The following is a 19,970-nucleotide window of genomic DNA, read 5'->3' on the forward strand; positions in this document are numbered from 1 at the left end:
TTGAATCATTACAGTGTTATTGGATCAACCGCTACAATTTCTTCAGACGCATAGCGAATGAAATCTTTGGTATTTAACGTCAAAATATGCGTCATACTGCTTACCTTCATATTAGCAACGAGACGAGCATCATGCACTTGGATACCTGATACACTAAATGCGACAACAAGCTTACGCCACTCAGGATAAATAGTAGGCATATCAGGCAACAATGGAAAGAGACGCTCAATCAGTTGTAGCAGCCGATCTGCATCTGTTGGTGTCAAGCCAAATCCGTTTTTTGTGGCTGGTCTTGTAGCAACATTCCAAAACTCAACGCAGTTTTGCGCTGTGATTTGCAGTGTATGTCCATCACGTCGCAATTTTCGGATGGCAGTTCGTAGTATTGGGTGTAGTGGGTGAGTGCGATCTACAAAACGCAGCAGAATATTAGTATCTATGAGGTATACCACTGTTAAGGATGATCCTCGTAAATACTCTCACGAGTCACAGCATAATCTGACAGCATAGGTAAATCTAACCCAAAGTATGCCGTAAACTCGTCAGCTAACTTATCTGCAATTAGTTCAAACTCCTCGTTATTCAGTTGACCCTGTGTCTGAAATTTCGCTATCAACTGAGCGCGTTTTTCTTCTTGATCTTTGCGCTGTTGGTCTTGAAAAATTAGCTCTTGAAGATATTCACTAGCTGAACTATAACCGCCCTTAGCGACTTGTTCCTCGACAAAGACTTTCATTGACTCAGGCAAGGAAATCTTAATGTTAGTCATACTATGAAAGTTTGGGTAGGCTGATTTTATCTACTACCTTACCAGAGCGATCGCATATTAAAAGGCAGAGTCAGTTATTTATCTAAAACAGCAGAAAGCTCTTACATATTAAAGATCATTCCCTCTTTAAAGCAAAGAGCCTATGTACAGCAGTAGCCAGATTATCTTGGAAGCCCCCACCAAAATCGGGAAGGACGATTTAGTGGTGGGAGATGTCACAGAGGAATTAGTTTCTACCTTTAAAAGAGTTTAGCCATTCTTGAACTTGCTCGCGGGCAATATCGCGCCCCCCAAGACCAAAGGCTAGGGCAATAGCAACTGCGATCGCACCGAGTAAAAGTCCAAAGGCTAAATTCACAATATCACTAGCAACTCCAATCTGTTGCAGTGCCATTGCAGAAACTAAGGTAATGATGGCAATCCGCGCCACTTGTCCCAAAATTTGGGCTTGGCGGTCGCCGGAACTTGTAATGATGTTAAAAGCCAGATTTGCTAAGAATAAACCAATGGCAAATATTACCAATCCCGCCAAAATCCGTCCGAATATGATCACAATCCCAGACACTAATGCTGTCAAGGCTGGAATATTCAAAATATTCACCGCCGCCACCGTTGCAAATAGCATGATACCCACTAAGGCAACAATGCCTGCAATCTCTGATGGTGTGCGGGTTGGAATTGGGGGGATTGTTGATTCTGTTGAAACTACGATTCGTCTACTGGGTGTTGTCAGACCCAAAATAGTGAAAATGTTATTAAACCCTAAATTGGTAAGGATACTTGTAACCAAATCCGCAATAAACCGCCCCATAAAATAGGCAACAATCAAAATTGCCAGGGCTGTAAAGATAGCAGGGAGGGCATTGAGAATCTGTTGCAGCATTGCGATCGCAGGCACAGAGATCGCATTAATTTCTAAGGCATTGAGAGCTGCGATCGCCACAGGAATCAAAATCAAAACATAGACAATTGTGCCGATAATATTCGATAGAGGTTGCACCCCCGCAGCCGCAGATAATCCCAACCGACTACCTAAATGGTCGATGCCAGTTGTTGCCAGCAAGTTTGTCACAATCCGCCGTACCACATTAGCTATAAACCAGCCAACTACAGCAATTAGCGCCGCAGCTAAAATGTTCGGTAGAATTAGCAGAACTTCTGTAATGAGAGCTTGTACTGGTTGTAGAGCCTGCCTTAGTTCAAGAGTATCTAAAACTGGAGCCAGAAACAGTAAAAATATAAACCAATACAGAGCATTACCAATAGTCTCACTCAGAGACAGCTGATTGAGGCTGGGTACGCTGTCTTCTGGTTCTGGATTCAAACGTTCATCCAGGTTAAATGCCTGTAATGAGCGTACAGTGATAATCTTGACGATGGTGGCTAAAAACCAGGCAGTTACCAAAAGGATTCCCGCACCAACCAACTTTGGCAAAAAGCCAGTAAGTTGATTGAGAAAAATATTCAGAGGTCGAGACGCTACCTCTAAATCTAATGCTTGTAAAACAGCTACCGCCGTCAACAGAATAATGCTCCAAAAGACTAAGCTGGAGATTAATTTCTCTACTTGGGGAACATCTTGACGACCCGTTACCCCTGCGGCAATGCGGTTATCTATATTTGTGCGATTGAGGATTCCTCGCGTCAGCGCGGCTACACCGAAGGCAATTAGCAAACCTACTAACAAAATTGCTACTGCCCCCAGCAGACGGGGCGTAAACAGAATTAACTGTTGAACAATACCTTGCACATCAGCAATTCCTTGATTCACTGCTGGTTGTATCGGTTGCAGACTGGGCGATTGTGCCAAAAATTGCTGTACCCTTGTGGACAAAGCAACTCCTATCACCTCGGTTATTCCTTGCCAAGTTGTGTTCATGGTTGTCGGGAATTATGCTTAAGTATTCACCGCAAACACTGAGTCAGTGTTTTGCCTATCAATTTACCAGTAAAAACATATATTTATGTCATTGATATCAAGAGTAATTTTTGACTTTGTTACTAATATTTGATTTAATCTACTGATAGTGCTAGATTTGGCGTTACTCTAATTGCAGCAACAGCATCAGAGATAAGCTAACAGCGCCTACGTATTGCACTATTTTCCGTGTAGACCGTCATTAGTCATTTGTGTTTACTAAGGACAAAGGACAAATGACAACCTGACTAGTGGATGTGCAATTTAAATGAGTAACAGCTTATAGAATGTCCCAAGTTTTGGAGCAATCGATTCAAATTAATGCTACAGCTACAGTGGTAGAGCGTTGTATTAGCGATTTAGCTCTCATGCATCGCTGGCTCAACCCCGTTCTCCGTTGCGAACCTGTGGGTGCTTGGAGTACTGATGTTGGCAGTGAAAGCCGTTTTATCATTCAAATTCCTATATTGAAACCCACGTTGAATAGCGTAGTTGTAGAACGACAACCGGGTTTGGTAGTTTGGGAATTTCAGGGATTTTTTCAAGGGCGCGATCGCTGGGAATGTCAGCCAACAGAAAAGGGAACGCTTCTACTTAACCGCTTTGAGTACGATATCCCTAACCCTTTAGTTAGTTGGGGTTTTAACACCTTTGCCGCATCTTGGACAAAAGAAGATATGCAAGCCCAACTCCGCCGCCTCAAACGAGTCGCGGAACAACAAAATTAGTCATTTGTCATTTGTCATTTGTCATTAGGTATTGCTTATTTCTTCCCCTGCCCCCTGCCTCTCTACTCCTCTTTCCCCAATTCCGTAAGTAGCCGCCGAATTACAGATGCATCTTGGGCATCGGGAACTTTTGCTAAATAATTTTGTAAGTCGTCTACGGCTTGGGGGTAGTAACCAAGTTGATAATAGATCAGACCGCGATCGCGTAACTCTAAAGTTACACCAGGAAACAGCAATAAAATTCGTTCAACTGCTGCCAGTGCTTTTTCTAACTCTTGCTGTTTGAGGTAAATAAATTTTAAATTTGTCAGCATCCGTGCCAAAAATTGCCGATTACTGACTACAGCTAAAAACTCTGGTTGTAGCGTTACAGGTTGCTGATAAAGTTGAGACAGCCGTTCTTCGCAATCTTGGGCAAATATTATTTCACCGCCATTGAAGGCATCCACAAAAATCTCTATATCTTCAATATCTGGGCGGATTAGGAAATGTCCCGGCATCCCCACACCCACCATCGGAAAATCGATCCGTCGAGCAACTTCCAGATAAACCAACGCCAAGCTAATAGGAATCCCTAGCCGACGGTCAATTACATCATTGAAAAAGCTGTTACGCGGATCGTAATAGTCGATTTGGTTACCAGAAAACTTTAAATCTTCATAAAGATACTGATTAATACTTTGAATCATCCGCAAAGGATATCGTGAATCAGGCAGGCGTTCTTGAAGCTCCCATGCCATTGTATCAAGGGCGTTGAGATATTCTTCTGGATCTAGCTTGGGATATTCTTCTTGTGCAATATATAAAGCTGCCTTTGCTAGGTCAATGTGTTCGTCAGACTGCTGAATCTCCTGATAAAAATATTGTCGTGCTGACGAGAAATTCATAAGCTTTTGCTTGGTCGAAGTGTGAGGATGAAGCGAGAACGCCTTGACTGAACTGAAAATAGTTTTTTCTACCTATTTTTATATTAGGGATATTCAGAAGATTTGAAAATCTAGTTTGTACATAAGTTTCATGGCATTAATCTATCCAGAAAATGAAAATAGGTTAATATAGCTCCTACGTATTGACAAATATACATGTTTATAGTATCAAGTAGAGCTTTTACATAAAAAATGTAAAAACGTATAATATAAAGCTATTAAACAGCATTAATTTACTCATATTACTGATTGATTAGATTCCGAAATGGCGTTGAGAGGATGTGTAGTAACTATTTGAATAAATGGTATTACGCTGCTCTTTCTGCGATCGCTAGAGAGAGCAGATTTTTTATGTAAACTTTCTTAACGTAGTATAAGTTTGTGCGAAATCTGTTTTAAGCAGTGTAAAGATGTATAGAATCCAAGTAAGAATTAGTGATTATTAATCAAGGAAGATTCCGAAATGGCGTTGAGAGGATGTGTAGTAACTACTTGAATAAATGGTATTACGCTGCTCTTTCTGCGATCACTAGCTACGGTGTACACAAAAGTACTATCTCAAAGGGTTTCAGGCGTTATAGACCCCTTAAATTGTCATTACGAGCGCAGTGATAACGGAGCGAAGTAATCACATAATCCGGTAAGTTAAAGCGATTGCTTGTCTACAACACGCTCTTGCGTTCGTCGTTCCTCCTTGCTGCGGACAGGTTTTGTGAGCGATCGCATAATCCTATTGCTAGAGGACGAAACCAAGTGTTAGGTGGGATTTTACGACTTGTGTGTACACCGTAGGCGATCGCTAGGGAGAGTAGATTTTTTATGTAAGCTTTCTTAAAGTAGTATAAGCATAAAGATGTATAGTATCCAAGTACCAAATACTGATTATTAATTATTCAGATTCCGAAATTGCGTTGAGAAGGTGTGTAGTAACTATTTGAATAAATGGTATTAAGCTGCTCTTTCTGCGATCGCTAGAGAGAGCAGATTTTTTATGTAAACTTTTCTAATAGAATTTAGCAAGCCTTGGCGTACTCTTACAGAGAAGCAAGCTACGCGGAGCGTCTCTTAGAGAAGCTCGCCGCAGGCATCGCTACCCTAAGTTTTTAACCACTACGGTTTTAATAGGTAAGCATCATAACAGTGTGTTATTACGGTATATTTAAATATAATATACGTATAATTACGTTGATAAATCTGTTTTAAAGGAACAACTTAAGTTTACAAAGTTTTAGCCAAATATTCATTTGATACCGCTTACACAAGTCCCATTAAATCTAAGCTCTGGCTGTTATTTATTCTAGTTTAGAATGTAATTTTTATGTGAATACACGTACAAAATCTAGTTATAAAAAAAATTTGCCACTAATCTAAGTGAATAAGCAAGTGAGGAAAACACAGATAAAACCTCTTGAAATAACTAGAAGACAAAAGCTAAGTTTAAAAGTTTAGTTATTTTCACTAGTGTTTATATCTGCGATCGCAGCGAAAGGCTGAAACTTCACCTGTCGTCATTGAGGCGTTATGTGCAATTTCGCTGAAAGTTTCGCGTAGGCAGTTGAGGATATTTCCACTGTTAACACATTTTTTTGGAGAAATGAGTTTTATGGCTACTTCAATTGTAATGAAATTCTCAATAGCTACCATCGGCACAGCATTTATAACTCTAGGAACCTTCAGTACAGCACAGGCTGGCTTGATTGACTTCGACACTGATGCTAATGGCAATCCTATAGATGCTCCATTTTTATTTTCTGACACTACTGCCCTTACTAATTTGTATGCCCCCTTGGGTGTAACCTTTAGTGGCCCATTTCAACTGAGTGGTGGCTCTATATTGAATCAAGGCAGCAACTTTGGAGTTAACGCACTCAGCGGCTCTAACTTTTTAGCGTTCAATCGTGATACGACCTTATCAGACGGTGGTTTACCAACAGACCCAGAAACAATCAGTTTTGCTGACTTGATAAGTGATTTCTCTATCTTTGCTGCTGGAGGATTTGATTTCTTGTTTCCTGAAGAATTTGAGCCTACTACTTTCCAGCTACAAGCATTTGATATCAACAATTTGCTACTAGGTACTGACACCATTACTCCAGCAGTCGGAGAGTGGAAGCAGTTAAAGTTTTCTTCATCTTTGGGTAATATCAGCAAGGTTGTCCTTACTGGAATAGGAGAGACTAATGCGTTTGTATATGACAATCTTTCTTTTACTCCTGCAAGTAAGTCAGTTCCCGAGCCTGGATCTGTATTAGGTTTAATTGCATTCGGTGCTTGCGGTGCAACTTCGCTCCTAAAACGCAAACAACACCAGAAAGCTGCATCTAAAGCCTAAAATTCATTTTTAACCTATTTTGATGGCTGCTGTGTCTGTTGTTGCAAGACATGGCAGTTTTTGATTTCGAGTCTCCCAAGCAGTTCGGGAACCTAGCCTATTATCCCCAAGCCCCAGTCTTAAGGATCAATTTAAGGCGAAGGTGGGGGCGTTCAGTGCTAATCTGAAAGGTGACATTGCTTAAATTTATGTCTTGTCCGACCGTATCTGAAATATAGCTTCAATCATTAGGCGCAGCATGGTCACAACCGCAGAAAAAACAAACATTGGCTACATTACCCAAATCATTGGCCCAGTTGTAGACGTTAAATTTCCCGGCGGGAAATTGCCACAAATCTACAACGCCTTGAAAATCGTTGGCACTAACGAATCTGGACAAGAAATCAACATCACCGTTGAAGTACAGCAACTGCTGGGCGACAACCAAGTGCGGACTGTTGCAATGAGTTCTACCGAAGGCTTAGTGCGCGGTTTTGAAGTCACCGATACAGGCGCTCCCATTACGGTGCCAGTTGGTAAAGCCACTTTGGGGCGGATTTTCAACGTCCTTGGCGAACCTGTGGATAACAGGGGGCCTGTAAATGCTGAGGCAAGTTTACCCATCCACCGCTCTGCTCCCAAATTCACCGACCTGGAAACCAAACCTTCCGTGTTCGAGACTGGGATTAAAGTTGTTGACCTTCTGACTCCCTATCGACGCGGCGGTAAGATTGGTCTATTCGGCGGTGCTGGTGTTGGTAAAACCGTCATCATGATGGAGTTGATCAACAACATCGCTACCCAGCATGGTGGAGTCTCCGTATTTGCTGGCGTGGGTGAGCGCACCCGTGAAGGCAATGACCTCTACAACGAAATGATTGAATCTGGGGTTATCAATAACGAAAACCTCAACGAATCAAAAATTGCTCTAGTCTACGGTCAAATGAACGAACCACCCGGAGCTAGAATGCGGGTTGGTCTTTCGGGATTAACAGTAGCAGAGTACTTCCGGGATGTGAACAAGCAGGATGTGCTGCTGTTTATTGACAACATCTTCCGATTTGTGCAAGCAGGTTCGGAAGTATCCGCGCTATTGGGTCGGATGCCTTCTGCGGTAGGATATCAGCCCACATTGGGAACCGACGTAGGTGAACTGCAAGAGCGGATTACCTCGACAACAGAAGGTTCCATTACCTCCATTCAGGCAGTGTACGTACCTGCGGATGACCTCACCGACCCCGCCCCTGCTACCACCTTCGCCCACTTGGACGGAACCACAGTACTGTCTCGCGGTTTGGCAGCTAAGGGAATTTACCCCGCAGTTGACCCCCTTGGTTCCACTTCCACCATGCTCCAGCCAAACATTGTAGGTGACGAACACTACAATACTGCTCGGGCGGTGCAATCAACTCTGCAACGTTATAAAGAACTCCAAGACATTATCGCTATTCTCGGTCTAGATGAATTGTCTGAAGAAGACCGTTTAATCGTGGCGCGGGCGCGGAAAGTTGAGCGCTTCTTATCTCAGCCGTTCTTTGTGGCAGAAGTGTTTACCGGTTCTCCTGGTAAATATGTGAAGTTGGAAGATACCATCAAAGGGTTCCAAAAAATTCTGTCTGGTGAGTTAGATGCTCTGCCAGAACAGGCTTTCTACTTGGTTGGCGATATTAACGAAGCGATCGCTAAAGCTGAAAAAATCAAAGGTTAGTCATTAGTCAGAGACGCGATTAATCGCGTCTGTACATTAGTCATTAGTGCGATCGCTAATGACTAGTGGCAAAAGACAAAAGACAAAGGACAAAGGACAAAAGACAAATGACATTAACCGTTCGTGTAATTTCCCCAGACAAAACAGTATGGGATGCCCCAGCTGAAGAAGTAGTTTTGCCTAGCACTACTGGTCAACTAGGTATCCTAACTGGACACGCACCACTTTTGACCGCACTAGATACTGGTGTAATGCGAGTTCGCGGTGCTAAAAATCAGAATTGGGAAGCGATCGCCCTTTTGGGTGGCTTTGCTGAAGTCGAAGAAAATGAAGTGACAATTCTGGTTAACGGCGCTGAACGTGGCGACAAAATTAACCTTGATGAAGCGCGTACTGCTTACAACCAAGCAGAAGCTCGTCTAAGTCAAGTGTCAGCAGACGATCGCCAAGCCCAAATTCAAGCAAATCAAGCCTTCAAACGCGCCCGCGCTCGGTTTCAAGCGGCTGGCGGTTCGGTCTAATTTTACTTTCTATTTCAACTCTGTAGGTTGGGTAATGTCCAGCCTACAAATTATTTATTAAATTTTAAAAAAATTACATCAAGTTTAAGAAATCGAGCCTAGTTTTAGTGAAGTGTTAACTTAGCTAATTAGTTGCCCAGATGGGCACAGATTATGAAAAGGTTTTCATCTTTACTTGGTACTCGTAAACAAAATAAGGTAGTTCGTCTTGCAGCATCTATCGTAGCAACGTTAGCGATGGCTGCGCCAACATCTTTGACGATGGTTGGAAGTATTCACTCTGCCAATGCGACCCCTGTAAAAACAACTACTGCACCAGTCCAGCAAAATCAGACCAAATCAAATATTGCTCAGTTACAAATTAGCAGGACTCAATATCAAGCTGCTGGAATTAATCCTGTTGTAGTGGTTCCCATCCTAGTTGTCGGGGGTTTAGTTATATTTGTCCCCCTATTCTTTGGCGGACTTGTAGTAATTGGCGAACGTGAAGTCGGTATTGTAGTTAGAAAATTTACCCTTTCCGGGCGTGGACTCCCCGCCGGCAGTTTAATTGCTCTCAACGGCGAAGCTGGCTTGCAAGCAGATACTTTAGCTCCTGGCTGGCACTGGGGCTATTGGCCTTGGCAGTATTCTGTAAAAAAAGACCCGGTAGTTGTCGTTCCCCAAGGGGAAATCGCTTTGATTGTGGCAGCAGATGGTCAACCCAACCCACCAGAGCGGATTTTGGGTAAAATTGTCAGTTGTGACAACTTCCAAGATGCTCGGAAATTCCTCACCCAAGGCGGGGAAAAAGGGCGGCAAATGGGTTTTCTTACGGCTGGTACGTACCGGATCAATACCGCCCTGTTTAAAGTCATCATGGCAGCAAATGCTAGCACTCATGGCATGACTCCAGAACAGTTGCGGGTGTACAATCTGGCGTCTGACAAAGTAGGCATCGTTACTACCTTAGATGGTTTACCAATCTCTGCTGGTGAACTCGCAGGCCCCATAATTGAGGGACACGACAACTTTCAAAATGGTCAGAAATTTATTAACGGCGGTGGACGGCGAGGTTTGCAAGAACAGATATTGCTTTCGGGTTCTTGGAACTTGAATCCTTGGTTTGTCCAAGTTGAGCAAGTGCCGATGACCGAAATTCCCATTGGGTATGTGGGTGTAGTAATTTCTTTCGTGGGTAAGGCGCATCAAGATGTCAGTGGTGCAGCTTTCACCCACGGTAACTTGGTGAATCAGGGACATAAGGGTGTGTGGGTCGAACCGCTATATCCTGGTAAGCACCCGATTAATTCTCGGATTATGAAGATTGAACTCGTGCCAACGACCAACATTGTTTTAAACTGGTCAGGTCGGACTGAACGCCACAGCTATGATGCTAAACTGGCTTCTTTAACAGTGCGATCGCGTGATGGGTTTGCCTTTGATTTGGAAGTAGCGCAAATTATCCATGTGGGTGCTTTAGATGCTCCGAAGGTAATTTCTCGCGTTGGTGCAATGCAAAATCTAGTAGACCATGTATTAGAACCAACTATCGGGAATTATTTCCGCAACTCAGCCCAAGACTATACTGTACTAGACTTTCTCACCGCTCGGAGCGAACGACAATCTGAGGCTGCTGAGTATATTAAAACAGCATTGCGGGCTTATGACGTACAAGCGATCGACACCCTGATTGGTGATATTCAGCCACCAGCATCACTAATGCAGACACAGACAGACCGGAAAATTGCTGAAGAAGAACGCAAGACTTATGAAGTCCAGCAGATGGCGCAAACCCAACGGCAGCAGCTTGTCCGGGAGACAGCACTCGCTGATATTCAGCAAGAAATGGTGAAATCGGAGCAGAGTGTACATATTGCTGACCTAAAAGCCCAAGCCCAAATTAAGCAGGCGACTGGTGAAGCCGAGGGGACAAAACTTCGGTCAATTGCTGAGGCTGAAGGTATTCGGGCTACAGGTAACGCTAAAGCTGAAACCTACCGCGCTGGTGTGGAAGCTTTGGGGCCACAAGGTTATACGGCAATGCAACTAATGCAGATTATAGGCGATCGCAATGTCCGCTTAATACCAGATGTCTTAGTTGGCAGTAATGGCAGCAATAACGGCTTAGTGGATGGGCTACTATCCATGATTTTATGGAATCAAACTGGGAAAGGCGAATTGACACCAACACCTTTGCATCCACAACCAGTTGTTAACAATGGACAATCAACCACAGAAAACGGTCTTCCACCGATAGTTGTGAATTTTCCTGTAGATAAGTAACATCAGGAATATGAGGTAGGGGCATAACAATGTTCTGCCCTTACAAAAAACAAACGACAGTATCTTCTTGTGGGCAAAATGCCCACCTTGTAGGTAGATAAATTTTGCTTTTACAAGAACGTTATCATTTAATCAAGCAGATTGGTAAAGGGGGATTCTCTAAAACCTTCCTCGCTGTAGATGAGGGTGAGTTTCCTCCAATTCCTTGCGTCGTTCAAGAATTATCGCCAGAATACGAAACTTCTATTACTTTTGGGCAAAAGGCGCAACAACTAGAAAAATTAGGGAAGCATCCGCAAATTCCCGCATTACTAAATTATTTTCAGCAAGATGGGCATTTCTATTTAGTGCAAGAGTTTATTGCAGGCACTAATTTAGCTCAGGTGGTTGAAGAAGAAGGCGCTTTTAATGAAACTCAGATTTGGCAACTTTTAGAAGATGTGTTGCCAGTTTTTCAGTTTATTAGCGATGCCTGCGGCGGGCTACGCCTACGCAACATCATCCACCGCGATATTAAACCCCAAAATATCATCCGTAGATCCCCAATTACTAAAAAAGGGAATTTCGTTATAGTCGATTTTTCCACTGCAAAAATCGTTACAGAAATTGATTGCCTAACATCTGAAACCAGTATCGGCAGTCCAGAATACGCTGCACCAGAGCAAGCGAGAGGAAAAGCGGTTTTTGCTAGTGATTTATATAGCTTAGGTGTAACTTGTATTTACTTACTTACTCAGATTTCTCCCTTTGATTTATATGATATTGCTAATGATTGCTGGGTTTGGCAACAATATCTTACTACTAAGGTAAGCGATGTCTGGCGACAAGACTCAAAGAGTCTACGCTTGGCGCAAATTCTCGACAAGCTGCTGCAAAAGGCTGTTAACCGCCGCTTTCAATCGGCTGATGAAGTTATGCAAGCAATGGGTATGGAATCTAAAACTCAAAATTTTAAATTACCAAATCCTCCTTGGCGATGCTTGCATACCTTAACTGGGCATTCTGGGACATTAAGTAGTGTGAATGCCCTTGCCATTAGTCCTGATGGTTATACTTTAGCCAGTGCTAGTGATGACAAAAATATCAAATTGTGGGATTTAAATACTAAAAAAGTCCTAGCTACCTTATCAGGACATTCTCAAGCTGTAAAATCAGTTAGCTTTAGTCCTGATGGTCAAATTCTGGCAACTGCTAGCGATGATAAAACTATCAAATTGTGGCAGGTTGAAAGATTAGAGCAAATCTGCACCCTCTTGGGACACGCACACGCTGTAAAATCAGTTGCTTTCAGTCCAGATGGGCAGATTCTCGCTAGTGGTAGCTGGGATAAGACAATTAAACTCTGGGATGTCAACACTGGCAGAGAAATTTGCACTATAGCTGGACACCAATTAAAGGTAAATTCAGTGGCATTTAGCCCCCAAGGACAGCTTTTAGCCAGCGCTAGTTATGACAGAACAATTCGCCTGTGGCAGATACCAACAAGAGGCAGGGGAGCAGGGAGCAGGGAGCAGGGGGATATAAATAGTGCTGAGTTAAAAGACCACTCACAAGGAGCGGAGAACATTCCACCTTTCCCCCTGCCCCCTCTCCCCCAATCCCCACTCCGTGGGGGCCCCGAGTCCCCTTGCCCCATTCCCCCTGCTCCTTTGCCTCCTGTTGAAAACCGCCCATGCTATAGCTTGTTAAGCACCCTTTCGGGTCATGCATGGGCGGTTTTGACAGTCGCTTTTAGTCCTGATGGTCGAATTTTGGCGACGGGTAGTGATGATAACACTATTAAATTGTGGGAGGTAAACACTGGTCAGCTAATTTGCACACTTGTAGGCCATTCTTGGTCTGTGGTGGCTGTGGCTTTTACTGCCGATGGCGAAACACTCCTAAGTGCAAGTTGCGACAAAACAGTTAAACTTTGGAGGGTAAGCACAGCAGAAGAGATTGTTACTCTCTCTGGTCATGTAGACTCAGTATCTGCTGTTGCTGTGAGCAAAGTTACACAATTAATTGCAAGCGGCAGCCGGGACAAGACTATCAAACTGTGGCAGCTTGTAGAACATGACAATAGCTAATTTTGTAATATCAAGCGCTACCTGTGAAGGCAACTTCTGGAAATTTCAATTGAGCTTCTGCCATTGGACGGTTTCTGCCTTCCTCTTGCCAGTAGTTAATCACTTCTGTTGCTTTATTAAGCAACTCGACACGATCCACATCAGTAATCCAATGTTTGGACTCTAATTCCTTTTTTAACTCTTCCCAGGCATCATTTCTGGGCCAAAAAAAGTACTTAGTCAAGGGACTTGTGCCTTTGCCGACAATTTGATCGACTGCAAGAGCAACGTTCTCGTCTAACCACAGAATTTTCAAAATAAACTTGGTCAATCACACCTCCGGGAATTTCCGGGCATTACTGAACTAGGATAGCGATCGCTTATTTTAACGCAATACTCTATCAAATGACCAAACAGTGATTGAGAATGGTCTACCATAAGGTTTAGTTGGCGCTAACTAAAAAATGCTTATGCCTGCTCAACTGCCCCAATCTCAAACAACATCTGGTTCAGATTTGTACGAGCAAGACTTTTACCTATGGATTCAAACCACAGCAGAACTGCTCAAACAAGGTCGGCTCATAGAACTGGATTTAGAGAATTTGATTGAAGAAATTGAAACAATGGGCAGGAGTGAAAAGAAAGCACTCAGAAGCAATTTGGAAGTGGTGCTGATGCATCTATTGAAGTATAAATATCAAGCCGAGAAGCGGTCTAGTAGTTGGCGAGCCAAAATTCGAGAGCATCGCAAACGCCTTAGAGAAGCTCTAGAAGAAAGTCCTAGCCTTAAACCCTATTTTGATGAGGTTTTCGGGCTATGTTATGACGATGCTAGACTCTTAGCTGCCGATGAAACTGAATTGCATTTGGCTATATTCCCAGAAAAATCTCCCTTTACGCCAGAGCAAGCCCTCAATCCCGATTTTTTACCTGAGTCATAATTTCAACTGGATCTAAAATATTCTACTGTTAATTAATTTTGACTTTTGAATTCGGAGCGAAGCGACGTGACTGCCCAACTGCCCCACTCTCAAACAATATCTGGTTCAGATTTGTACGAGCAAGATTTTTACCTGTGGATTCAAACCACAGCAGAACTGCTCAAGCAAGGTCGGCTCACAGAACTGGATTTAGAGAATTTGATTGAAGAAATTGAAACGATGGGCAGAAGTGAAAAACGGGCATTGGAGAGCAATCTGGAAGTATTGCTAATGCATCTGCTCAAATACCAAATTCAAACTGAAAGGCGCTCAAAAAGTTGGCAGTACACAATTCTGGAACACCGCAGGCGAATCCAAAAAGCACTCAAGGAAAGTCCGAGTTTGAAACCTTACTTTGAGCAAGTTTTTGACGAAAGCTATCAAACTGCTAGACGGCTGGCTGTGATTGAAACTGGATTAGACATTGCTATTTTCCCAGAAAAATCTTTCTTTACGCCAGAGCAAGCCCTTGACCCCGATTTTTTACCTGAGTCATGAGCGCATTATGATGATGTAAAACTCCTTAGCTCTCTGTCCCATGACTCAACAAACTTCAGTAAAAGCGATCGCTATTTTCGATATTGATGGTGTTGTGCGCGATGTTAGCGGTTCCTATCGCCGGGCGATCGCAGATACCGTAGAATATTTTACTATCCAAGCATATCGTCCAACCCCACTGGATATTGACCAACTGAAGTCTGAAGGCGTATGGAATAACGATTGGGAAGCATCGCAGGAATTAATTTACCGCTACTTTGAAACCCAAGGACAGACGCGTGAAGAACTGCAATTAGATTACAGTGCGATCGTTGCTTTTTTTCAATCCCGCTACCGTGGCTCAAATCCAAATAATTTTACAGGGTATATCTGTAATGAACCCTTATTACTACAACCTAGCTATTTAGAACAACTTACCCAAGCCGGGATTGCTTGGGGATTTTTTAGTGGTGCAACTCGTGCTTCTGCTAACTATGTCTTAGGAAAACGCTTGGGTTTGGAATCTCCGGTGTTGATTGCGATGGAAGATGCACCAGGGAAACCTGACCCTACGGGGCTTTTCGCTACAGTTCGTGAGTTAGATAATGGAATTGAGCAAAAATTAGCTGTAGTATATGTGGGAGATACGGTAGCAGATATGTATACCGTCGAGAAAGCGCGGAGTCTAGATTCTTCTCGCACTTGGCTTGGTGTAGGGGTTTTACCACCCCATGTCCAGGAAACAGCAGCGCGTAGTGATGCATACAGTGAGACGCTAATAGCAGCAGGAGCAGCAGTAGTCTTGCGTAATGTGCAAGAATTGACTCCAAGGCAGATTCAAGAATTGGTAAGTTCATCTGCCCAATCTGTGGTTTAAGATTAATCAAGCTACTACAGCACAGCATAAATAAACCTCCCATTCCAAATCAACGAAACTCTTACGCTGTATAACTGTTTGACTTTTGACTTTTAACTTCGCCTTGCGGTACTACGGGTGCATGAATGACTGGCTGATAACAATCTTTTAATCATTGGGAGATTAATAAAAATGTCTGCACTTAAACTGCCTAACGGTCCTCAAACTCACCCTTGGGTACAGACCTATCAGTGGCTGACTAATCCCTTAGAATACATGGAAGCCTGTGCTAAACGCTATGGTGATATTTTCACCCTTCGGATTGGCCCTGTTTTTACTCCTCAAGTATTCATTAGTAATCCCCAGGCGATTCAACAGATTTTTACTACAGATCCAAAACAGTTAGACTCTGGTGAACCGGCAGGGATTAAATCGCCCTTATTGGGAAAGCAATCACTACTAGCTCTAGAAGGTAAGCCTCACCAACGCCAACGAAAGTTGTTGACACCCCCTTTTCATGGAGAAAGAATGCTGGCTTATGGTCAGTTGACCCGTGAAATCACAGAACAAGTAATTAGTCAATGGCAGGTTGGGGAATCCTTTTCAGTTCTGCCATCTATGCAAGCCATTTCCTTAGAGGTGATTTTGAAAGCTGTATTTGGTCTAGCAGATGGGCCACGTTATGAAAAACTCAGGGAAGTGCTGCTGAAAATTTTGAATCCAAACCAACCCTTCGTTACGGCAATGATGCTTGTTTTTCCATCACTGCAACGAGATTTAGGTTCTTGGAGTCCTTGGGGTAAATTCTTGAATTTACGACAGCAAATTGACGAACTCATCTATGCTGAGATTCAGGAACGCAAACAGCAATCTGACCCATCTCGGACTGATATTCTATCTTTAATGATGGCAACTCGTGATGAAGACGGGCAGCCAATGACTGATGTAGAGTTACGTGATGAGTTAATTACCCTTTTGGTGGCGGGTCACGAAACTACTGCAACTAGCTTAACATGGGCTTTGTACTGGATTCACCATTTGCCACAGGTGCGTGAAAAATTAGTGCAAGAAATAGATAGCCTGGGTGAAAACCCTGATCCAAATGCTATTTTGCGATCGCCCTATTTGAGTGCTGTTTGTTCAGAAACTCTGCGCTTATATCCAGTGGCAATGTTGGCACTAAATCGCTTGGTTAAATCTCCCCTAGAAATCATGGGTTATCAGTTAAATCCTGGTACTCTGGTAATTCCTTGCATTTATTTGACCCATCATCGAGAAGATTTATATTCCCAGTCGAAACAATTTAAGCCAGAGCGTTTTCTAGAACGGCAATTTACCCCTTCTGAGTATTTACCCTTTGGTGGCGGGAACCGTCGCTGTATTGGCATGGCATTTGCGCTGTTTGAGATGAAGGTGGTTTTGGCAACAGTGCTATCTCATTGGCAGATGGAATTAGCTGATAGCAAACCAGTGCAGCCAGCCCGTAAGGGGGCGCTATTGGGGCCAAAAGGAGGTGTACAGATGATGGTGACAGGGAAGCGTGAGCAAAATCAGACAGTCCGGGAGACTAGTTTGGTTTAGAAAGTTTGAGAATGATATGAGATAGGATGGGAGCGATCGCATCTTATCTCATTTCATTTCCATATTTAAGTTTCAATATTACTAAGTTAGGCTAATTATCTCTCATCAAGCTTTGAAAATATGTTCCTGAGCAATTGTAATTTTGCTCAATCCTTGTTCTTTATAGTAAATCGTAAAGAGTGAGTACTTCTTGTTTATAATAATCTTCCGTCAACACCTCCAATGTGAAATTTTAGCATATATATGCTTCTTCAATATTAGCTATAACAGAATCTGCTAATAACTTTGCTGTCTTAGTACTTACCAGCGGAACTACATGGGCAAAAGTGCAAAATAGCTGTTCATGGATAGTCACTACACCTAACCAAAAAGAACTACCAATCAAATGCTGTCCTGTTGCAAAATATAACTCTTTCAGCTTTAATTCACCATACTTATCTGCTAAGTTAAATTTTCCCAAATTTGAGATATGTATTGTATTTTTTTGTCCCATTTGATGATTTGACATTTTGAGAATAATGTCTCGATTAACATTTTTTAAATCATCGCTTAAAATTCGAGCGATTGGATTTCCTATGCTAATGGCATGACTAATTTTTAATTTACATTCTCGTGCTAAATTCCAAAATTTCGTATTTGATTGTAATGTATGAATTTCTTCTACGATAGAGGCAAAGCAAGCTATGTGGCCAGTGGATACTTCCGGTTTGCAATATTTTCGTAAATTTACGTTTGAACCACAGGATAAACTAAGTGGTAGATCAGTAAAAGCAATTTTTGCCGCTGCTAATAACATGGCAGCACACAAAGCACCATGTACAGTGGTTTTCTCTTGTTTACAGCGATCGCTTAGTCTCAAAGTCATGTCTTGACTGACAATTCGAGTCACAAGACAGGTATGGCGATCGCTGGGAGGTGCTTCTTCTTCAATAATTAACTGGGGTGTAGAAATTACCTCATCATGTTGTTTTTCAGCAACATTATTTTTACTGATGAGACTACTATTAAGCAACTTCTCTAGCGGAGGCAATAGTTGCATTGTTACTACTTTTGGTATATTCTCCCCAGCAGTCATTTGCTGGTAATAGAACAATAACTGATCCACAAACAACATACATGACATTCCATCAACTATCGCGTGATGAAATGTCATAATGATTTCATTAATGCCATTATTTATTGAAGAGCGTAATAAAGTTACTCGACAAAGAGGACTGGTATTTCTAGGGAATTTCTGATGTAACTCTTCTTCGGCAACTTTCAGCCATTGATTTTCATCTTGCTTATCTATAACATATAAGGGTATTTTTGTTGTACCTTCCCATTGAAAATAAGCGCCATCTTCTAAATTAACAATGTGAGATTGAAGCAGAGGATGAACCTTTTGTAGACAATCGAGAGCTTGTTGTAAAATAGCAGGTTTTATTGCTCCTTCTATACGAGCAACATTAACATCGATCATACCGCCTACATCATGGAGAATATCGAACAGGTTCTCGATTAAACCAAGTTTTCTATTGGGGAAGTTCATAATTGATGTTATGGAAATCAGCTAATTTTTTCAAAAGTTTGTCATGCCGTATATTAGGAAGCTAAAACCGGCTTCCCTGTAGCAACAACTTGTTCCACAATATCAATGGCTCGGCTCACACCCCCTGCTTTTTTAATCGCTTCTTGTAACCTAACCGCATTCTGTTTATAAGAATCTTCCGTCAACACCTTTTGGATAGCAGTTCGCAGTTTAGTAACATTCACACGACTCAGGGGTATAGCCTCACCAGCACCAGCCCAAGCCAAACGTGCTGCTACACCTGGTTGATCATTAGCAACGGGAATGGCAACCATTGGTACACCATTATTTAAGGACTCCAAAGTAGTATTCATCCCTGCGTGGGTAATGGTGAGAGCCGCTTTTTGCAGTAATTCCAATTGGGGTGCATAACCAACAACTAGCGGATTTCCCGGCAAACTTCCCAAAGCCTCTGGAGTTGCAGAACCACCTAACGAAATTACTAGTTGGGCATCCAAATCATTACAAGCTTCGGCAATAGATTTAAAAATTCCCAATAGGCGATTTTGGACAGTCCCCATTGAGGCGTAAATTAATGGTTGCCCTGTCAATTTTTCATAAGGAAAATTTGGAACTTCCCGACCAGTTGGACTATGATAAGGGCCTGTAAAATGAAACCACTGGGGCAAATGCTGCCTGGGAAATTCCAATTGGGCAGGCTGTTGACTAATTTGAGCTATTGAAGAATAGTTGTCATTGGGGTGAGAATGCAAAGGTAACTTCCACCCTCGGCGATACTCATTTATTACTTCTCTGACTGGTTTAGCAATGCTATTTAACAACTGATAACCCGCTCTGTTACGTAGTTGCGCCCACCAAGCAGTGTTATACCCCCAGTTTGTCATAAATGGGGGAACACTATCTTCTCGATTAAGTACTACAGCACTGCAAATGGTAACAAAGGGAAGTCTTAAAAAGTCTGCAACAGTTCCTCCCTCTGGAGTAACCTGGTCTACTAAAAGTGCCTCCACACCCGCTTCTTTAATTGCTGGTGGTGCATCCCTGAGCATAACATCTGCCCCTTCTTTGAGCAGATTAACGGTATATTGCAATGCAGTAAGTCCACTCAATTTTCCCAACTTAGCCAAGGATTCTGCCATCCTCCCGCGGGGAAACTTAGATTCACCAATCGTCCTAAATTCTAATCCTGCTGCCAGTGTTCGCGGTTGAGCATCGGAAAAGGCAAATACGGTAACTTGATGACCCCGATTTTGCAGTTCTTTTCCCAAGGGGAGCATAGTGTTGAGATGACCAGTTGATGCTGGGCAAATCAGTCCATAATGAGTCATAGTTACTGCTTCTGGTTGATTAC

At 42.7% G+C, this 19,970-nt stretch carries 18 protein-coding genes; 10 read left to right on the forward strand and 8 right to left on the reverse strand.

From position 1 onward, the window contains the following. Nucleotides 1-8: 8 nt before the first annotated feature. The 3 genes from RMZ43_RS12770 to RMZ43_RS12780 all read right to left on the reverse strand — a co-directional run bounded on the left by RMZ43_RS12770 (nucleotide 9) and on the right by RMZ43_RS12780 (nucleotide 2,648). Nucleotides 9-452, reverse strand: coding sequence for a type II toxin-antitoxin system VapC family toxin (locus RMZ43_RS12770; RefSeq protein WP_322654915.1), 444 nt, complete (start codon nucleotides 450-452; stop codon nucleotides 9-11). A 2-nt stretch (nucleotides 453-454) separates the two neighbouring features. Then, entirely contained in the window at nucleotides 455-769 is a 315-nt protein-coding gene (locus RMZ43_RS12775) for a ribbon-helix-helix domain-containing protein (protein ID WP_322654914.1), read from the reverse strand. A 226-nt stretch (nucleotides 770-995) separates the two neighbouring features. Further along, nucleotides 996-2,648 (reverse strand): mechanosensitive ion channel, encoded by a 1,653-nt coding sequence (locus tag RMZ43_RS12780; RefSeq protein ID WP_322654913.1) that lies wholly within the window; start codon nucleotides 2,646-2,648, stop codon nucleotides 996-998. A gap of 326 nt (nucleotides 2,649-2,974) precedes the next feature. Here RMZ43_RS12780 and RMZ43_RS12785 point away from each other — a divergent pair, with 326 nt between their 5' ends. Then, nucleotides 2,975-3,415, forward strand: a complete 441-nt coding sequence (locus tag RMZ43_RS12785; protein WP_322654912.1) for an SRPBCC family protein — start codon at nucleotides 2,975-2,977, stop codon at nucleotides 3,413-3,415. Nucleotides 3,416-3,477: 62 nt separating this feature from the next. On the opposite strand, the gene RMZ43_RS12790 is transcribed toward RMZ43_RS12785, so the two are convergent. Beyond that, complete coding sequence (locus RMZ43_RS12790; RefSeq protein ID WP_322654911.1) at nucleotides 3,478-4,302, reverse strand: SirB1 family protein; 825 nt, start codon at nucleotides 4,300-4,302, stop codon at nucleotides 3,478-3,480. Nucleotides 4,303-5,003: 701 nt separating this feature from the next. Then, nucleotides 5,004-5,216, reverse strand: a complete 213-nt coding sequence (locus tag RMZ43_RS12795; protein WP_428850727.1) for a hypothetical protein — start codon at nucleotides 5,214-5,216, stop codon at nucleotides 5,004-5,006. Nucleotides 5,217-5,944: 728 nt separating this feature from the next. Between RMZ43_RS12795 and RMZ43_RS12800 the strand changes: the two genes are divergently transcribed. The 5 genes from RMZ43_RS12800 to RMZ43_RS12820 all read left to right on the forward strand — a co-directional run bounded on the left by RMZ43_RS12800 (nucleotide 5,945) and on the right by RMZ43_RS12820 (nucleotide 13,215). Next, complete coding sequence (locus RMZ43_RS12800; protein WP_322650297.1) at nucleotides 5,945-6,673, forward strand: PEP-CTERM sorting domain-containing protein; 729 nt, start codon at nucleotides 5,945-5,947, stop codon at nucleotides 6,671-6,673. A 238-nt stretch (nucleotides 6,674-6,911) separates the two neighbouring features. Beyond that, nucleotides 6,912-8,360, forward strand: a complete 1,449-nt coding sequence (gene atpD, locus RMZ43_RS12805) for a F0F1 ATP synthase subunit beta (protein ID WP_012410748.1) — start codon at nucleotides 6,912-6,914, stop codon at nucleotides 8,358-8,360. A gap of 107 nt (nucleotides 8,361-8,467) precedes the next feature. Then, the gene (gene atpC, locus RMZ43_RS12810) at nucleotides 8,468-8,881 is read left to right on the forward strand and encodes an ATP synthase F1 subunit epsilon (protein WP_094348863.1); all 414 of its coding nucleotides are present in this window, start codon (nucleotides 8,468-8,470) and stop codon (nucleotides 8,879-8,881) included. Between the two features lie 153 nt (nucleotides 8,882-9,034). Next, the gene (locus RMZ43_RS12815) at nucleotides 9,035-11,146 is read left to right on the forward strand and encodes an SPFH domain-containing protein (protein WP_322654910.1); all 2,112 of its coding nucleotides are present in this window, start codon (nucleotides 9,035-9,037) and stop codon (nucleotides 11,144-11,146) included. Between the two features lie 104 nt (nucleotides 11,147-11,250). Continuing rightward, nucleotides 11,251-13,215, forward strand: coding sequence for a serine/threonine-protein kinase (locus tag RMZ43_RS12820; RefSeq protein ID WP_322654909.1), 1,965 nt, complete (start codon nucleotides 11,251-11,253; stop codon nucleotides 13,213-13,215). 10 nt (nucleotides 13,216-13,225) lie between these two features. Here the strand turns inward: RMZ43_RS12820 and RMZ43_RS12825 are convergent, their stop codons facing one another. Then, complete coding sequence (locus RMZ43_RS12825) at nucleotides 13,226-13,525, reverse strand: 30S ribosomal protein PSRP-3 (protein WP_069071048.1); 300 nt, start codon at nucleotides 13,523-13,525, stop codon at nucleotides 13,226-13,228. A gap of 139 nt (nucleotides 13,526-13,664) precedes the next feature. Between RMZ43_RS12825 and RMZ43_RS12830 the strand changes: the two genes are divergently transcribed. The 4 genes from RMZ43_RS12830 (at nucleotide 13,665) to RMZ43_RS12845 (ending at nucleotide 17,088) form a co-directional block, all read left to right on the forward strand. Further along, a complete protein-coding gene (locus RMZ43_RS12830) occupies nucleotides 13,665-14,135 on the forward strand; it encodes a DUF29 domain-containing protein (protein ID WP_322650300.1) in 471 nt (156 codons plus the stop codon). Nucleotides 14,136-14,201: 66 nt separating this feature from the next. After that, entirely contained in the window at nucleotides 14,202-14,672 is a 471-nt protein-coding gene (locus RMZ43_RS12835; protein WP_322650301.1) for a DUF29 domain-containing protein, read from the forward strand. A gap of 40 nt (nucleotides 14,673-14,712) precedes the next feature. Continuing rightward, nucleotides 14,713-15,528: a TIGR01548 family HAD-type hydrolase gene (locus RMZ43_RS12840; RefSeq protein WP_322650302.1), complete on the forward strand. Its 816-nt coding sequence runs from the start codon at nucleotides 14,713-14,715 to the stop codon at nucleotides 15,526-15,528. Nucleotides 15,529-15,699: 171 nt separating this feature from the next. Further along, on the forward strand, nucleotides 15,700-17,088 hold the full coding sequence (locus RMZ43_RS12845) for a cytochrome P450 (RefSeq protein ID WP_322650303.1): 1,389 nt from the start codon (nucleotides 15,700-15,702) through the stop codon (nucleotides 17,086-17,088). A gap of 232 nt (nucleotides 17,089-17,320) precedes the next feature. On the opposite strand, the gene RMZ43_RS12850 is transcribed toward RMZ43_RS12845, so the two are convergent. Both RMZ43_RS12850 and RMZ43_RS12855 read right to left on the reverse strand, forming a co-directional pair. Continuing rightward, nucleotides 17,321-18,619: a condensation domain-containing protein gene (locus RMZ43_RS12850; protein ID WP_322650304.1), complete on the reverse strand. Its 1,299-nt coding sequence runs from the start codon at nucleotides 18,617-18,619 to the stop codon at nucleotides 17,321-17,323. 53 nt (nucleotides 18,620-18,672) lie between these two features. Then, on the reverse strand, nucleotides 18,673-19,947 hold the full coding sequence (locus RMZ43_RS12855; protein ID WP_322650305.1) for a glycosyltransferase: 1,275 nt from the start codon (nucleotides 19,945-19,947) through the stop codon (nucleotides 18,673-18,675). Nucleotides 19,948-19,970 lie beyond the last annotated feature (23 nt).

It is taken from the genome of Nostoc sp. CmiVER01 (assembly GCF_034531135.2).
Taxonomy (GTDB): Bacteria; Cyanobacteriota; Cyanobacteriia; order Cyanobacteriales; family Nostocaceae; genus Nostoc.

Excerpts from the sequence above, each read along its gene's own strand:
- RMZ43_RS12790 (WP_322654911.1), bottom strand. The coding sequence starts at position 4,302 with ATGAATTTCTCGTCAGCACGACAATATTTTTATCAGGAGATTCAGCAG.
- RMZ43_RS12780 (WP_322654913.1), bottom strand. The coding sequence starts at position 2,648 with ATGAACACAACTTGGCAAGGAATAACCGAGGTGATAGGAGTTGCTTTG.
- RMZ43_RS12855 (WP_322650305.1), bottom strand. The coding sequence starts at position 19,947 with ATGACTCATTATGGACTGATTTGCCCAGCATCAACTGGTCATCTCAAC.
- RMZ43_RS12850 (WP_322650304.1), bottom strand. The coding sequence starts at position 18,619 with ATGAACTTCCCCAATAGAAAACTTGGTTTAATCGAGAACCTGTTCGAT.
- RMZ43_RS12800 (WP_322650297.1), top strand. The coding sequence starts at position 5,945 with ATGGCTACTTCAATTGTAATGAAATTCTCAATAGCTACCATCGGCACA.
- atpD (WP_012410748.1), top strand. The coding sequence starts at position 6,912 with ATGGTCACAACCGCAGAAAAAACAAACATTGGCTACATTACCCAAATC.
- atpC (WP_094348863.1), top strand. The coding sequence starts at position 8,468 with ATGACATTAACCGTTCGTGTAATTTCCCCAGACAAAACAGTATGGGAT.
- RMZ43_RS12785 (WP_322654912.1), top strand. The coding sequence starts at position 2,975 with ATGTCCCAAGTTTTGGAGCAATCGATTCAAATTAATGCTACAGCTACA.
- RMZ43_RS12845 (WP_322650303.1), top strand. The coding sequence starts at position 15,700 with ATGTCTGCACTTAAACTGCCTAACGGTCCTCAAACTCACCCTTGGGTA.
- RMZ43_RS12815 (WP_322654910.1), top strand. The coding sequence starts at position 9,035 with ATGAAAAGGTTTTCATCTTTACTTGGTACTCGTAAACAAAATAAGGTA.
- RMZ43_RS12830 (WP_322650300.1), top strand. The coding sequence starts at position 13,665 with ATGCCTGCTCAACTGCCCCAATCTCAAACAACATCTGGTTCAGATTTG.
- RMZ43_RS12775 (WP_322654914.1), bottom strand. The coding sequence starts at position 769 with ATGACTAACATTAAGATTTCCTTGCCTGAGTCAATGAAAGTCTTTGTC.
- RMZ43_RS12840 (WP_322650302.1), top strand. The coding sequence starts at position 14,713 with ATGACTCAACAAACTTCAGTAAAAGCGATCGCTATTTTCGATATTGAT.